This is a genomic window from Mesorhizobium sp. L48C026A00 (assembly GCF_000502375.1).
Taxonomy (GTDB): Bacteria; Pseudomonadota; Alphaproteobacteria; order Rhizobiales; family Rhizobiaceae; genus Mesorhizobium; species Mesorhizobium muleiense.
In genome coordinates this window covers 155,175-170,745 of record NZ_AYWU01000013.1, presented here as the reverse complement: position 1 = coordinate 170,745, position 15,571 = coordinate 155,175, and the positions used below count along the sequence as shown (strand labels likewise).

The window sequence follows — 15,571 nt, the reverse complement described above, 5'->3', positions numbered from 1 at the left end:
GCGCGCTCCTTAGTGAAACGAGCACCTGCCCTCCTCGATATGGGCGACGAATTCATGCTCGAAATGCGCCAGTGCCGCCCGCAGCCCCATAGCCGCGCCGTCGCCCAGAGCGCAGAACGTGTTGCCGAAAATGCCCTTGCAGAGCGCTTCCAGCTGTTCCAGATCGTCCGGCGCGCCCTGCCCTGCCTCGACCCGGCGCAGCACTTTCACCACCCAGTTCAGCCCTTCGCGGCAAGGCGTGCATTTCCCGCAGGACTCGTGGTGGAAGAACTCGATGATCCGAGTGGCGACCTTGACCATGCAGGTCGAGTCGTCGATCACGATCACCCCGGCCGAGCCAAGCATCGAGCCGACCGCAGCCAGCGAGTCGAAGTCCATCCCGACATCCAGCCCGCGCTCCGGGATCAGCGGCGCCGAGACCCCGCCGGGGATCACCGCCTTGATCCTGCGCCCCGGCGGCGGCCCGCCGGCGCGGTCCTCGACCAGTTCACGCAGCGATATGCCCATCGGCAGTTCGTAAAGGCCCGGGTTCCGCACGTGCCCGCTGAGGCAATAAAGCTTCGGACCGGGGCTCTTGTCCGGGCCGATGCTGCGAAACCAGTCCGGCCCCCGCGCCACGATATGCGGCACGCAGACCAGCGTCTCGACATTGTTGATCACGGTCGGGCTGGCGTAGAGCCCCGCGACCGCCGGAAACGGCGGTTTCAGACGGGGCTGCGCCCGCTTGCCTTCGAGCGAGTCGAGCATCGCCGTCTCCTCGCCGCAGATATATGCGCCGGCGCCGCAATGGACGTGCACGACGAAATTAAAATCCGAGCCCAGAATCCGTGTTCCCAGATAACCCTTTGCATGGGCCTCGGCGATCGCCTGCTTCAGCCGGTGGATCGCCAGCACGTATTCCCCGCGGATGTAGACATAGGCGGTTTCCGCCCCGATCGCGTAGGCGCTGATCACCATGCCCTCGATCAGTTGGTGCGGATCACGCTCCATGATGATCCGGTCCTTGAACGTGCCGGGCTCGCCCTCATCGGCGTTGCAGCACAGGTATTTCGGCTTGTCGGCCCGTTTCGGCACGAAGCTCCATTTCAACCCGGTCGGGAATCCGGCGCCGCCGCGACCGCGCAGGTTCGCTTGCTTGACGAGGTCGATGATCTCGTCGGGCGTGTGCTCGCGCAGCGCCTTCGCCAGCGCCTGGTAGCCGCCGCCGGCCTCATAGCTCGAAAGCAGATGGCCATCCGGCTCGTCCATGTTTCTGAGAAGGACCGGTTCGAACATGGCGGCTACTCACCCGGCGGTCCTGCGGCGGCGAGTTCGGCGCCGGTCGTTTGCCCCGCCGCCGCGCGCAGCCTGTCCAAGAGCGCGTCGATCCGCGCAATGTCGAGGTCGCCGTGATAGTCGTCGCCGACCTGCATCACCGGGGCCATCTCGCAAGCGCCGAGGCATTCGACGGTCGAAAGCGTGAACAGCCCGTCCGGGGTTGTGCCGCCCTTTTCGATCCCCAGCACAGTCTCCAGATGCCTCAGCAGGTCCTCGGATCGGCGCAGCATACAGGATAGGTTGTCGCAGAGTTGCAAGTGGAACAGCCCCACCGGCTCGGTATGGAAGAGGGTGTAGAAGGTCGCCAATTCGTAGACCCAGACCCGCTCGACACCGAGGATGTCGGAGACCTCTTCCAACACCGGGCCGGGTAGATGGCCATGTTCCTTTTGCGCGATCAGAAGCGCGGGCATGATCGCCGAGCGCTGGTCGGGATACCGCGCCGCCGCCGCCTCGATCTGTTCACGCATGTTCATCGCGTCCAAAATCTCCTGCTACTTGTCCACCTCGGCCATCACAGGGTCGAGGCTGCCCAGCACGGCGATCATGTCCGCCAGGTAGCGGGCATTGCTGACCCCGAACAGTCCCTGAAGGTTGACGAATGACGGCGCCCGCACTTTCATCCGGAACGGTTTTTGCGACCCGTCGCTGATGATGTAGAACCCGAGCTCGCCCTTTGGCGCCTCGATCGCCGAATAGACCTCGCCCTTCGGCACCTTGAAGCCATAGGCCGAGAGGTCGAAATGCTGGATCAGCGCCTCCATCGAGCAGTGCACTTTGTCCTTGTTCACCGGGAAAGCGATTGTCGGCATATCGATCTGGAACGGCCCCTCGGGCATCTGGTCGAGGCACTGTTCGATGATCCGGACGCTCTCGCGCATCTCCTCGACGCGGCATCGCCAGCGCGCGTAGCAATCGCCCTCATCGCGGGTAATGACGTTGAAAGCCAGCCGGTCGTAAATCTCGTAAGGCTCGTCGCGGCGGATGTCCCAGTCAACGCCCGAGGCGCGCAGGTTCGGGCCACTCAGGCCAAGGTCGATACCGTCCTCGGCTGAGATCACGCCGATCCCCTGCGTGCGCTTCAGGAACACCCGGTTGTTCTCGACCAGCCGTTCATAGTCGCGGATCCGGTTCGGGAAGATGTCGCAGAACTCCCTGATCTTGGGGAAGAACCCGTCGGGCAGGTCCTCGCGCACACCGCCGACCCGGCAGAAGGAGGTGTGCATCCGCGCCCCGCTGATCATCTCCAACAGGTCCATGATCATTTCACGCTCGCGCATGGCGTAAACCAACGCGGTCATGGCGCCCAGGTCCATCGGCAACGCACCGGTGATCAGGAGGTGACCGGAGATCCGCGCGAGTTCGGCCATCAGCACGCGGATATATTGCGCGCGGATCGGCGCTTCGATGCCCAGGAGCTTCTCCACCGCTAGCGCGAAAGCGAGGTTGTTCGAGGGCGGGCAGAGGTAGTCGAGCCGGTCGGTTAGCGGAAAAATCTGGGTGTAAGTGAAGCTCTCGGCCAGCTTTTCGGTGCCGCGGTGGAGGTAGCCGATGTGTGGGTCCACGCGCGCGACATACTCGCCGTCCAGCTCAAGGACGAGCCGCAGCACCCCATGCGTGCTGGGATGCTGCGGGCCGAGGTTGAGAAGCACCTCCTTTGTGTCGAGCGCTTCACCTGCCGGCCTGCTCAGTTCCGTGACTTCGGTCATCTCACTTCCCGGCGTCGAACGGCCTCCCTTATGGAATGTCCTTGGTGGCGAGATCGGGCTGCGTCGGCGGCGGGCCTTCCGCGCCAAACGGGTTCAGCGTGTCCTTGTAGCCCCGGAGCGGAAAGTCCTTGCGCTGCGGAAAGCCCTCGAAGCCTTCCCACATGTAGATCCGGCGCAGGTCGGGATGGCCCTCGAACCGGATGCCATACATGTCCCAGGCCTCTCGCTCGTGCCAGTTGGCGGTCCGCCAGACCCCCGTCACCGACGGGACCCGCGGCGGATCGCCGAGGCGGCATTTGATCCGAACGCGCCATTTGTTCGGCAGCGAATAGAGGTGGTACACCGCCTCGTAGCGCAGCGTTTCGGGATAATGGTCGACCCCGCAGATGTCGGACAGGAAATCGAACCGCAGCGTCGGATGGCCCTTCAGGAATTGGCAAAGCTCGACGATCACGTCAGGCGGTGAGGCGAAAGCGTGAACCCCATGCGAGAAGCCAAGCTCCTCGATTTCCCCCCCGAAACGTTCCGCGATCAGGGTGCGGATGAGGGACGTCTCCACGCTCATGAGGCTGCAACCCGATCCAGAGGCGTCCCGGCCAGCGCGCGGGACCTCTTGATCTTCTCTTGGAGCAGAAGGATGCCATGCATCAGTGCCTCGGGCCGCGGCGGGCAGCCGGGCACATGCACGTCCACCGGCACGAAAGTCTCCGCCCCCTGCACCACGGCGTAAGTGTTGTAGACCCCGCCCGAGATCGCGCAGGTGCCCATGGCGATGACCCAGCGTGGCTCCGGCATCTGGTCGAAGAGCCGGCGCACGACCGGAGCGAACTTCCGCGTCACCGTGCCGGCGATGATCATCACGTCGGACTGGCGCGGCGAAGGTCGAAACACCACGCCGAAGCGGTCGAGATCGTAGCGGGCGCAGCCGGCCGAAATCATCTCTATGGCGCAGCAGGCAATCCCGAAGGTCTCGGGCCAGAGCGCCGACCGCCGGCTCCAACTGATGATGCTGTCGGCGGTGGTGAACAGCACGCTGTCGCGAATCGTTTCGCCTACTCCTCCCATTCCAGCGCTCCTTTCAGCCAGGCGTAGGCGAAGCCCACGATAAGCAGCAGCATGAAGACAAACATCTCGACATAGCCGACGAGCCCGATCTCCTTCAGCACGACCGCCCAGGGAAACAGGAACATCGCCTCGACGTCGAACACCACCAGCAGGATTGCGAGGATGAAGAACTGCACCCTGAAGCGGCCCCCGGCGGCCTCGCCGGCCGGGTCCATGCCGCACTCATAGGGCATGTTCTTCGCGGGATAGGGGTTGGACGGGCGCAGGAGCGAGGAGACGAACAGCGTCGCCACGGCCACCAGGACAATTCCGGCGACCATGAAGAGAACCGGCAGGAATTCCATTCCAGTCATGTCGCGCTGCCCTGGTCACCCACCGAGGGCTTGCTCAAGCTGCGACCGACCAATCTTCAGGCCGGCGGTGCTGGCCCTCGTGCAGCGACTAGGGCATCCTTTCGTACGCTCCAGAGTATTCCCTTGGCCGGTTCATTGCAAATCCAATCGTGGTCAACCGCCGAACACGGAACTCTGGGCAAGCCTCAGAAACCACGCCGGAAACAGTCCGATGCCGATGGTGCCGGCGGCGGTCAAGGCGAGCGTGGCGCGGACGGACGGCGTCAGGGCAGGCTCGAACGCGCGCTCCGGCTCGCGCATGTAGATCACCATGACGATGCGGATGTAGAAGTAGGCGGCGACGGCGCTCAGCAGCACCGCGATCACCGCCAGCGTGACGAAACCCCGCTCGACGAGCGCCACCAGCACGTAGAACTTGGCGAAGAACCCGGCTGTCGGCGGAATGCCGGCGAGCGAGAACAGGTAGAGCAGCATCAGAAGCGCCAACCCGCGATGCGACTTGGCGAAGCCGGCGTAGTCCTCGATGACCTCGCCGGAGAAATCGCCATTCCGCATCATGATGACGATGCCGAAGATACCGAGATTCATGAAGGCGTAGATCAGCAGGTAGAGCATCACCCCGGCAATCCCGTCGGCGCCACCCGCCACCACGCCGAAGAGCGCGAAGCCCGCATGGGCGATGCTGGAATAGGCGAGCAGGCGCTTGAAATTGTCCTGCACCAGCGCCACGAAGCTGCCGAGCGCCATCGTCACCACCGCGATCACTGCGACGATGATCCAGGCGTCGGAAGCGGCGACCAGCGGGTTGAGGAACACGCGCAGGATCACCGCGAATCCCGCCGCCTTGGGGGCGACCGACATGAAGGCCGTGATTGTCGTCGGCGCGCCTTCATAGACGTCCGGCACCCACATGTGGAACGGCACCGCGCCGACCTTGAAGACCAGCCCCGCGACGATGAAGACCACCGCCAGGAGCAATCCGGGATCGAGCGGGTCGCCGGTCACCGCCGCAGCCATCCCGTCCAGCTGCGTCGTGCCGGTGATCCCGTAGATCAGCGAGACGCCGTAGAGGAAGATTCCCGTCGAGACCCCGCCGAGAACCACGTATTTCAGCGCCGCCTCGTTCGACCGCCGCTCCTTCCTGAGGAAGCCGGTGAGCACATAGGTCGAGAGCGCCATCAGTTCGAGGCCGACATAGATCGACAGAAGATCGGTTGCCGAGGCCATGATCATCATGCCGGAAAGCGCAAAGAGCAGCAGGACATAGTATTCGCTCAACGCGATCTCCTCGATCTCGGCATATTTTCGCGACAGGAGGAACGTCAGGATGGTCGAAAGGTAGAACACCATCTTGAAGAAGACCGCGAAGCGGTCGGCGATAAACATGCCCGAATAGGCCGGCCGCACCTCGCCCGCCAGTAACAGTGTCGCCAGGGTCGCAACCAGCACGGTTGCAGCGGAAGCCCAGACGAGGAAATACCCCTGTCCCTTTGGCACAAGCTGTCCCAGAATCAGCAAGATGCAGGCCCCAGTGACCACCACGATCTCGGGCAGGCTCGCTAGGATCGACTGGAAAAGCGTGGCAGCGGTCATTGGCCGCCCCCGTTAGAATGCACCTGCGTGAGCAGATGCCTCACCGAAGGCCCGATGATGTTGAGAAAAGGTTTCGGATAGAGCCCGACCCAGAGCACGAAGACCGCCAGCGGCAGGATCGCCACCAGTTCGCGGGCGTTTACGTCGCGAATCTTGAACCGCACGCCGATGCTGGCTGGACCAAGCGCGACTTTCCTGTACATGCCAAGCAGATAGGCCGCGCCCAGCAGTGCCCCCAAAACGGCGGCCGCGCCGACGGCCAGATTGGCCGCAAACGCCCCCGACAGCACCAGCAGCTCGCCCACGAACGAATTCGTTCCCGGCAGCGCCATCGACGACAGGGTGAACAGCGCAAGAAACGCGGTATAGACCGGCGCCGCCTTCATCAGCCCGCCATAATCCGCGATGCTGCGGGTATGGGTCCGCTCGTAGATCAGGCCGACGAACAGGAACAACGCGCCCGTCGTTACGCCATGATTGAACATTTGCAGGATGCCGCCCTCGAGCCCGCGGAGGTTCAACGTGAAAATACCCAGCGTCACGAAACCCATGTGGCTGATGCTGGAATAGGCCACCAGCTTCTTGAGGTCGTCCTGCGCCAGCGCGAGTAACCCGCCATAGACGATTGCGAGCGCCGAAAGCGAAAGCATTAGCGTGGAATAATACAGCGACGCCTCCGGCAGCATCGGCAGCGAGAACCGCAGGAAGCCGTAGGCGCCCATCTTCAGGAGAACGCCGGCGAGGATGATGCTACCCGCCGTCGGCGCCTGCACATGGGCGTCCGGCAGCCAGGTATGGACCGGGACCATCGGCACCTTGACTGCGAAGGCGATCAGGAAGGCAAAGAACAGCCAGGACTGAACCCGGAACGGCAAATCCTGCGCCGTCAGGGCGAGGATGTCGAAAGTCTCGCCGCCGTGGAAATAGAGCACGATGACACCGATCAGGAACAGAAGGCTGCCCGCCAGCGTGTAGAGGAAGAATTTGAACGCCGCATAGACCCGGCCGTCGCCACCCCAGACGCCGATGATCACGTACATCGGGATCAGCATCGCCTCCCAGAAGACGTAGAACAGGAACAGGTCGAGCGCGCAGAACACCCCCAGCATCAGCGCCTGCATGGCCAGCAGGCTGACCATGAACTCCTTCACCTTGCGGTCGATCGCGACCCACGAGGCGAGCACGCAGATCCAGCCCAATAACGCAGTCAGGAATACAAAGAGCGCGCTAATTCCGTCGATGCCGAGCGCGTAAGTGATTCCGAGCGCGGGCACCCACGGGCGCGTCTCGGTGAACTGCATCTCGTGGGTAGTGGTGTCAAAGCCGGCCAGCATAGCGATGCAGAGAGCGAGGTCGAGGACGGTGACACCTAGCGCCGTCCACCGCACCGCATCGTCGCTGCGGAGAAGCATCAGAACCGCTGCCCCGGCGGCGGGCATGAACACGATGAGGCTAAGCAGCGGGAACGCCATCGCACCCCTACCGCCACACCACAGCGAAGACGGCGATGGCTGCGATCACACCGACGATCATCGCCAGCGCGTAATGGGTCACGACGCCGGTCTGCAGCTTGCGCAGCGCACCGCCACCGCGCAGGATTGAGCGGGCGACGCCGTTCACAACGGCGTCCACACCGTTGAGATCGATCCGCAGTCCGGCCCGTGCGGTTCCGTGCAGGAAGGGCAGCACCACGGTCTCGGACACGTCGCTCACCGCCTTCTCGTAGCGCGCCAGCGGTTTTTCGGCGAGCCACATGAAATGCCGCGCGCCTTTGCGGTAGAACCAGTCGGTGTCGATGCTGATCGTGTTCTCGGGGTCGAGCGCCCTGAGGAACAGCACGAAGCCCAATGCGGTGAACATCAGTATGCCGAGGCTCTCGGTGATATGGACGCCGGTGTAGGGTTCGAAGTCGACTGGATGGGGCAGCAGCGCGTAAAGTGGTTGGGGGAACACCCCGATCGCGATGCACAGCACCGCCGCCATTCCCATCGCAACAAGCATATTGCGGGGCGGCTCCCGCGCCTCCAGCTTCCGGTCCATGCCGAAGAACATGTAGTACGGGAGCTTGAGCCCAGTGTGCAGGAAGGTCCCAGATGATGCCATCGTCAGCGCCAGCACCACCAGCGCGCGGTGATCCTGTCCGGCGGCGGCCACCACCATCGATTTGGTCACGAAGCCCGAGAAGAACGGAAATGCCGAGATCGCGAAGGCGCCGACCATGTAGAGCGCCACGGTCAGCGGCATGGTCCTGTAGAGCCCACCGAGCTCGGTGAGCTTGCGCCGCCCGGTGACGTGGATCACCGCCCCCGCACCCATGAACAGGAGCGCCTTGTAGAGGATATGCGCGAAGGCATGGCTGGAGGCCCCGTTCACCGCCATCTCGGTACCGATGCCGACGCCCGCCACCATGTAGCCCACCTGGCTGACGATGTGATAGGCCAGGAGCCGACGGCAGTCGTTCTCCAGCACCGCGTAGATGACGCCGTAAAGCGCCATTGCCGTGCCGAGCCAAACGAGAAGCTCGGTGCCCGGAAACGCCCGAGCCAGCACATAGACGGCGGTCTTGGTGGTGAAGGCGCTCATGAACACCGCTCCGGTGACGGTCGCCTCCGGGTAGGCGTCTGTCAGCCAGGCGTTGAGAGGCGGCACCGCGGCGTTGAGCATGAACCCGGCAAGGATCAGGTAGGCGGCGACGCCCATCCCCCCCTCGATCGGGCCGAAGAGCAGCGAACCTGTGGCGAGCCCGTGGAGAATGACGCCACCCAGCAGGGCGACGCCGCCGGTGATATGGACCATGAGATACCGGAACCCCGCACGGATCGCCTGCTTGCCGCGCTGGGCAAAGACCAGATAGGCAGAGGCAAACGCCATACCTTCCCAGAACAGGAACAGGGTCAGGTAGTCGCCTGCAAACACCACGCCGAGCGCGCTGCCAACATAGACGAAAGCCGCCACATGCTCTCCGGCGCCCGTCAGGTGCAGCGCATAGACCATGCCGATCAGCGCCATAATGGTGAAAACGGTGGCGAAGACGATGCTCAGCCTGTCGACCTTCGCAATCAGGATTTCCTGCCCGATGAACTCCGCCGCGCCGTAGCTGCCCGGCTGCACGGTGAGCACGGCGAGGATCGCCAGCGCGGGAATCAACATCAGATAGGCCTTGCGGATTGATCCTTTCAGGAAAGGGATCGGCAGGGCGCCAAGAATGAACAGCAGGGCGGGATGGACGAAGTCAATCATAATAGTCCTCGCGCCGCATCAACCCGCCCTGATGGCCGAGGAACTTGGAGACGAAGATCAGCAGGACGCAGGACAAGAAGCCATAGACGGCCGACCAGCCCGGCAAGCGGTCCCACAGGAATTCAGCGTGTTCGCGGGGGACCAGAAAATCGGCGATGACGATCAGAACGAGCGCCAGATAAAACAGCCGGCGGCGTTGCTCCGCGTATCTCGCCTCACCAAAGAAATCGACGACACGCCTGATCATCTGACCACTCCTTCCGCCAGGGTGAGAAAATAGCCGGGGAAAATACCCATCGACACCGACAGGATCGCGGTCGCGACCAGTGGGATCGTCACCAACGGAATTTCACGGACCGTCGCCGGACTTTCCTGTGTCTCCGTCCCGAAAAAAGCGACATAGCTGACCGGCAGGAAGTAGGCGGCGTTCAGGACCGAGCTCACCAAGAGCACGACCAGGAACGCAATCTCCCCCGCCTCCACCGAGCCCAGCGCCAGATACCACTTGCTGACGAAGCCCGCGGTCGGCGGCACCCCGATCATGCTGAGCGAGGCCACGAAGAACGCGCCCATCGTCCAGGGCAGCCTGCGGCCGATGCCGGCCATGTCGCTGATGTTCCGCTTGCCGGACGCGCAATAGATCGACCCGGCGCAGAAAAAGAGCGTGATCTTGGAGAACGCATGCGCCGCAATGTGGATGATCCCGCCAACCATCGCGACCGGCGACAGCAGGACCGCGCCCAGCACGATGTAGGAGAGTTGGCTGACCGTCGAATAGGCGAGCCGCGCCTTCAGGTCGTCCCGCGTCAGGGCGTAGATGGACGCCATCAGGATGGTGAACGAGACCAGATAGGCCGTTGCGATGCCGAGCCCCAGCCCGTCCACCAGCCCCGTGCCGAAGACATGGAACACCACCCGCAGCACGCAGAACACGCCCATCTTGACCACGGCCACCGCATGCAAGAGTGCGCTGACTGGTGTCGGCGCGACCATCGCGGCAGGCAGCCAGGCGTGCATCGGCATCACCGCGGCCTTGGCGAAGCCGAACAGATAGCAGAAGTAGACCACGGTCAGCAGCGCCGGCGAGGCATCGACCCCGGCCAGCAGCCCGCCTGGCACGAAGTCGAGCGACCCCGCCAGATGGTAGGTCAGCGCCAGCGCGGCGAGAAGCACGCTTTTCGACGCCCCCATCAAATAGACGAGGTACTTGCGGCTACCCGTCCATCCCTCTTCGTCCTCGTGGTGATAGACGAGCGGATAGGTAACGAGGCTGAGCACCTCGTAGAAGATCACCAGCGTGAACAGATTGGCGGCGAAGGCGCCCCCGACGGCCGCCGCGAGACTGGCGGCGAAGCAGGCGAAGAACCGGGTCTGCGCGTGCTCGTTCAAGTGGCGCATGTAGCCGATGGAATAGATCGCCGCCACGATCCACAAGAGCGACGAGACGGTGGCAAACACCATGCCGAGCGCATCGACCCGGAAAGCGAAGTCGATCCCCGGCAGAATCTCGAACAGGCGCAAATCGACCGTCCCGCCGGCCAGCACCGTGGGTGCCATCGAAGCGACAATCGCGAACATGGCGATCGCGGCCAAGGGCGAGACGAGATCGCGGAGTTTCTCGCGGTTGTTCAGAACGAGAACTGCAAGGGCCGCCAGGCCTGCGACGGCGACGGCAAGCAGCGGCCGGATCGATATCACCGGGTCCAAGCCGCTATCCTTTCATCATGGTCACGTCGTCGACCTTGAGGGTGGACTTGTTCCTCACGAGGGCGACCAGAATCCCGAGGGCGACCGCAACCTCCGCCGCGGTGATTGCGATGACGAAGATCGCGAAGATCTGCCCGCGGAAATCGTCGTAGTAACGCCCGAAAGCGATGAAATTGATGTTGACCGAGTTGAGCAGCAACTCCAGCGACATCAGCACGACCAGGATATTGCGCCTGAGCAGCACGCCCGCCGCTCCGATCACGAACAGGACCACTCCGAGCAAAATATACCACCAGAGCGGAACCATCACCCCTGCTCCTTCCGCGCCAGCACGATGGCGCCGACCAGGGCCGCCAGCAGGATCACGGAGGCGGCTTCAAACGGTAGGAGATAGTCGGCGAAAAGTGTCATGCTGAGCTGCCTGATCTGATCGCCGCCGCGCATCGCGACGGGCTCCGTGACCGAAAAGCGGTCGCTCCAGAGCACCAGTACAAGCATCTCGACCCCAAGCAGGACGAGCAGCACCAGAGCCGGCAGATTGCCGCCCGGCAAGAACCGCTGCAATACCGCTTCGCGCACATCGATCATCATGATCACGAACAGGAACAGGACCATGATTGCGCCGACATAGACGAAGATCTGGATGACAGCGAGCAACGGTGCCTCGAGCAAGACGAAGATTGCCGAGATCTGCAGGAAACACGCCATCAGCGCCAATGCGCTGTGAACCGGATTCCGCGCCAGGACCACGGTCAGTGCCGTGATCACGGACGCCGCAGCGAACAGAAGAAAGAACGCCTGATCCATCGACGCCAACCCTCCGCCGCGATCTGTCACTCGGCGCAAGGCGGCCGGGTTTGAGATAGCTGCGCACTTCAGATGCGTCTACAAATTGTGCCCTAGTATCGAATTTTTCTCAAGATTACATGGTTTGGCGCTACGTTATGCCCAAGTCTCAGCATCTGATACGGTGTGCGATCCCGCAGCTGCCTATCCGTTACTCAGGCTGCCTAAGGAGGTTCGGCACGAGATCAGAAACCCTGAAAAAAGGACGTCGCGGCCAGACGGCGGGCCTTTGGCGAGCTTACCCCGCCCAGATGTAGTGAATAATCTCTTCGGCCTCGCGCTCGACCTCCTCGATGCGCTTCTTCACCACGTCGCCGATCGAGACGATGCCGTCGAGTTGGCCGTTCTTTACCACGGGCAGGTGGCGGAAGCGGCCTGTGGTCATGATCTCCATGACCTGGTTGATCGTGTGGTTCTCGGTGCAGAGGTTGACCTTGGCGGTCATTGCGTGACGGACACTCTGCTCCAGGGCCGCAGACCCATACTTGTTCATGGCGCAGACGATGTCGCGCTCGGACACGATGCCGATCACCTTGCGATCACCATTGGTAACGACCAGTGCGCCGATCCTGTGTTCGGCGAGCCTGTTGATCGCCACGGCGAGCGTCTCGTTCGGGCCAATCGTCTCGACGGCTCGACCCTTGTCCTCGAGAATCGCTTTGACGTTCATGGCTTCCTCCAAGCGCTGCTACGCTCCAGCCCTCCGCCCCGTCTCCCTCTCGGTGCATTTCTGCGCCATCGTGCGCCGCGCGCCTTGATATTTCAAGTCCGACTTGAAATCTCAGGCCACAGTGCTTTCTGGCGGTAGGCCTTCATGATTGGCTTACACAAATCGCCGCCTGCTACAGGGGTCGCCCTTGCCGGCGCCGATGCTCATCGATCAGCCGAGAGCGCCGCCACGGATTTCCAAGGGAAGCCGATTCCGTCGGGCTCATGGGCGGCATGCCTGGTTCCTCTAGATGCATGCCGCTTTCGTCTATTTTCGCAAGCGCCCCTGAAACCTCAGGCGGCGTGCAGGTGCCGTTCAGCGTCCGGCAGCGATTTTGGCAAGCGGCGCGAGGATCGAACTTTCGCCCTTCAGAGCGATATCACTCAGCGAGATGAGGCCCCGTCATTCGCTTCTGCCGGTTGAGCACTGGAAGGTGACGCACCCGGCGCGCCTGCGTTTGTTCAAGCGCCTGCTCCAGGCCTGGTCCTCGAAACAGAAGAATATGCCGGGCGACATCACAGCGTCGGACGCGAATCCTTCGTGGTAAAACATCCGGGTCGATCGAGTGAACGGTGGAACCACTATGGCGGGCGTTACTGTGACAAGACGATCAGGATCGTCATTGATCATGTGCGGCAGATGAACTCCCGGACCGCCGAAGATCCTACGCTAATCTACTCCAAAACAGCCGCTTCGCCGAATTTATTAGGTCTTTCCCCTACTCCCACTCGATTGTGCCCGGCGGCTTGCTCGTCACGTCGTAGACGACGCGGTTGATGCCGCGCACCTCGTTGATGATGCGGGTGGCGGCGGCGCCCAGGAACGCCATGTCGTAGTGGTAGAAATCCGCCGTCATGCCGTCGACCGAGGTGACGGCGCGCAGCGCGCAGACGAATTCATAGGTGCGGCCGTCGCCCATGACGCCGACGGTCTGCACCGGCAGCAGCACGGCGAAGGCCTGCCAGATGGCGTCATAGAGGCCGGCCTTGCGGATCTCGTCGAGATAGATGGCATCGGCCTCGCGCAGGATCTCCAGCTTTTCGCGGGTGATGCCGCCCGGGCAGCGGATGGCAAGACCGGGTCCGGGAAACGGGTGCCGGCCGACGAAGCTGTCGGGCAGGCCGAGCTCCTTGCCGAGCACCCTGACCTCGTCCTTGAACAGTTCGCGCAGCGGCTCGACCAGTTGCATGTTCATGCGCTCGGGCAGGCCGCCGACATTGTGGTGCGACTTGATCGTCACCGACGGGCCGCCGGTGAAGGAGACGCTTTCGATGACGTCGGGATAGAGCGTGCCTTGCGCCAGGAAATCGGCGCCGCCGAGTTTCTCGGCCTCTTCCTCGAACACCTCGATGAACAGCCGGCCAATGGTCTTGCGCTTCTTTTCCGGATCCGACTCGCCCTCGAGCGCGCCGATAAAGCGGTCCGAGGCGTCGACCAGGATGAGCGGCAGATTGTAGTGCTGGCGAAACATCTCCACCACGCCTGATGCCTCGTCCTTGCGCATCAGCCCGTGGTCGACAAGGATGCAGGTGAGCTGGTCGCCGACCGCCTCGTGGATCAGCAGTGCTGCGACCGAGGAATCGACGCCGCCCGAAAGCGCGCAGATGACCTTGCCCTTGCCGACCTGCTTGCGGATCGTCTCGACCGCGTGCTCGCGATAGGCGCGCATCGTCCAGTCGCCTTCGATGCCGGCGATCTTGTGGACGAAGTTTTGCAGCAGCCGGGCGCCGTCCGGCGTGTGCACCACTTCGGGGTGGAACATGATGCCGTACATCTTGCGCTCGACATTGCCGAAGATGGCGAAGGGCGAGCCTTCCGATTTGCCGAACACCTCGAATCCCTTGGGCAGCGAGATGACGCGGTCGCCATGGCTCATCCACACCTGATGGCGCTGGCCGGGCGCCCACAGGCCCTCGAACAGCGGGCTGTCCTTCTGGATCTCGACGAAGGCACGGCCGAATTCGCGATGGTCGGAGCTTTCGGCGACGCCGCCCATCTGCACGCACATGGCCATCTGGCCGTAGCAGATGCCGAGCACCGGCACGCCTGCGTCGAAGACAATCTGCGGCGCGCGCGGGCTGCCGATGTCGCCGGTCGAGGCCGGGCCGCCGGAGAGGATCACTGCCTTCGGATTGATGCGCCTGAACGCCGCTTCGGCCGACTGGAACGGCACGATCTCGGAAAAGACGCCGGCCTCGCGGATGCGCCTGGCGATGAGCTGCGTGAACTGGCTGCCGAAATCGACAATCAGGACGGTGTCGGGCAGGACGGTGTCGGGCAGGACGGTGTCGGGACGATTGGCTATCTTCATGGCGAGCGTTTAGAGAAAGAAACGAGTCGGCGCAATGGGTTGCGAAGGCGTCTCCCTCACTCCGTTTCCGCGTCATGCGATGGTCCAAACTGCAGCGCATCGGAGCCGATCGCCTGTTCCAGCCGCGTCACCGCATCCGCCAGCTTCTCGTCGATGACATGGAGATACTCCTTCCAGTCCCCGACATGCCTGAGATCGGCAGCCCCGTCGGAAATGCCGCGCAGGCCGACGAGCGGCACGCCGAACAGTTGGCAGGCTCGCAGGCAGGCGAAGGTCTCCATATCGACCATGTCCTCGGCAATCGCATCATAGGCGCTGCCGGAAATGATCGCCGCGCCGGTCGACAGCGTCGCCTCGCCTATGCCTGGAATCCTAAACGGCAGCGGCACCGTCACGGGCAGGTCGAGAAACGGCGTCGCGCCCTTCTCGAAGCCCAATGGCGAGGCGTCGATGTCGCGGTAGGCGACCGAAACGGCCTGGTAGATTTCCGTTTGTTCCAGTGTCCGGCTGCCGGCCGAACCGAGCGAGACGACGAGATCCGGCAGCGCCTTTTCAGATTTGAGCCATGACAGTTCCGCGCCCAGCCTGACACCCGCTTCGACCGGCCCCACCCCTGTCATGACAGGCGTGAACAGCCGCTGCAGATGCGGCCCGTATTCGGCCTGCGCCGCCATCACGAAGAGGACGTCCCTGCCGGCAATTCTGACGGCCTTGCGCATCG

At 63.1% G+C, this 15,571-nt stretch carries 16 protein-coding genes; all 16 read right to left on the bottom strand.

Annotated features, from left to right (window positions below; genetic code table 11):
- Window positions 1–9: 9 nt before the first annotated feature.
- Window positions 10–1,275: an NADH-quinone oxidoreductase subunit NuoF gene (gene nuoF / locus X738_RS63255; RefSeq protein WP_023800389.1), complete on the bottom strand. Its 1,266-nt coding sequence runs from the start codon at window positions 1,273–1,275 to the stop codon at window positions 10–12.
- 5 nt (window positions 1,276–1,280) lie between these two features.
- Entirely contained in the window at window positions 1,281–1,793 is a 513-nt protein-coding gene (locus X738_RS63250) for an NADH-quinone oxidoreductase subunit NuoE (RefSeq protein ID WP_023800388.1), read from the bottom strand.
- A gap of 18 nt (window positions 1,794–1,811) precedes the next feature.
- Window positions 1,812–3,026 carry an NADH dehydrogenase (quinone) subunit D gene (gene nuoD, locus X738_RS63245; RefSeq protein WP_023800387.1) on the bottom strand — a complete coding sequence of 405 codons (1,215 nt, stop codon included), beginning with the start codon at window positions 3,024–3,026 and terminating at the stop codon, window positions 1,812–1,814.
- 28 nt (window positions 3,027–3,054) lie between these two features.
- Complete coding sequence (locus X738_RS63240; protein ID WP_023800386.1) at window positions 3,055–3,591, bottom strand: NADH-quinone oxidoreductase subunit C; 537 nt, start codon at window positions 3,589–3,591, stop codon at window positions 3,055–3,057.
- The gene (locus X738_RS63235; RefSeq protein ID WP_023800385.1) at window positions 3,588–4,091 is read right to left on the bottom strand and encodes a NuoB/complex I 20 kDa subunit family protein; all 504 of its coding nucleotides are present in this window, start codon (window positions 4,089–4,091) and stop codon (window positions 3,588–3,590) included. The genes X738_RS63240 and X738_RS63235 overlap by 4 nt, the downstream gene beginning before the upstream one ends.
- Window positions 4,079–4,444, bottom strand: a complete 366-nt coding sequence (locus X738_RS63230) for an NADH-quinone oxidoreductase subunit A (protein ID WP_023800384.1) — start codon at window positions 4,442–4,444, stop codon at window positions 4,079–4,081. Before X738_RS63230 ends, X738_RS63235 begins: the two co-directional genes overlap by 13 nt.
- A gap of 153 nt (window positions 4,445–4,597) precedes the next feature.
- Window positions 4,598–6,037, bottom strand: coding sequence for an NADH-quinone oxidoreductase subunit N (locus tag X738_RS63225; protein WP_023800383.1), 1,440 nt, complete (start codon window positions 6,035–6,037; stop codon window positions 4,598–4,600).
- A complete protein-coding gene (locus tag X738_RS63220; RefSeq protein WP_023800382.1) occupies window positions 6,034–7,509 on the bottom strand; it encodes an NADH-quinone oxidoreductase subunit M in 1,476 nt (491 codons plus the stop codon). The genes X738_RS63225 and X738_RS63220 overlap by 4 nt, the downstream gene beginning before the upstream one ends.
- A 7-nt stretch (window positions 7,510–7,516) precedes the next feature.
- Entirely contained in the window at window positions 7,517–9,277 is a 1,761-nt protein-coding gene (locus X738_RS63215) for a Na(+)/H(+) antiporter subunit D (protein ID WP_023800381.1), read from the bottom strand.
- Window positions 9,270–9,524, bottom strand: a complete 255-nt coding sequence (locus X738_RS63210; protein ID WP_023800380.1) for a hypothetical protein — start codon at window positions 9,522–9,524, stop codon at window positions 9,270–9,272. Before X738_RS63210 ends, X738_RS63215 begins: the two co-directional genes overlap by 8 nt.
- Window positions 9,521–10,984 carry a monovalent cation/H+ antiporter subunit D family protein gene (locus X738_RS63205; RefSeq protein WP_023800379.1) on the bottom strand — a complete coding sequence of 488 codons (1,464 nt, stop codon included), beginning with the start codon at window positions 10,982–10,984 and terminating at the stop codon, window positions 9,521–9,523. The genes X738_RS63210 and X738_RS63205 overlap by 4 nt, the downstream gene beginning before the upstream one ends.
- A 4-nt stretch (window positions 10,985–10,988) precedes the next feature.
- Complete coding sequence (gene nuoK, locus X738_RS63200; RefSeq protein ID WP_023800378.1) at window positions 10,989–11,291, bottom strand: NADH-quinone oxidoreductase subunit NuoK; 303 nt, start codon at window positions 11,289–11,291, stop codon at window positions 10,989–10,991.
- Window positions 11,291–11,791, bottom strand: coding sequence for an NADH-quinone oxidoreductase subunit J (locus X738_RS63195; protein WP_023800377.1), 501 nt, complete (start codon window positions 11,789–11,791; stop codon window positions 11,291–11,293). Before X738_RS63195 ends, nuoK begins: the two co-directional genes overlap by 1 nt.
- A 277-nt stretch (window positions 11,792–12,068) precedes the next feature.
- Window positions 12,069–12,500 (bottom strand): CBS domain-containing protein, encoded by a 432-nt coding sequence (locus X738_RS63190; protein WP_023800376.1) that lies wholly within the window; start codon window positions 12,498–12,500, stop codon window positions 12,069–12,071.
- Window positions 12,501–13,257: 757 nt separating this feature from the next.
- Window positions 13,258–14,850 (bottom strand): glutamine-hydrolyzing GMP synthase, encoded by a 1,593-nt coding sequence (gene guaA / locus X738_RS63185; protein WP_023800374.1) that lies wholly within the window; start codon window positions 14,848–14,850, stop codon window positions 13,258–13,260.
- Between the two features lie 56 nt (window positions 14,851–14,906).
- A complete protein-coding gene (locus tag X738_RS63180; RefSeq protein WP_023800373.1) occupies window positions 14,907–15,569 on the bottom strand; it encodes a 5'-methylthioadenosine/S-adenosylhomocysteine nucleosidase in 663 nt (220 codons plus the stop codon).
- Window positions 15,570–15,571 lie beyond the last annotated feature (2 nt).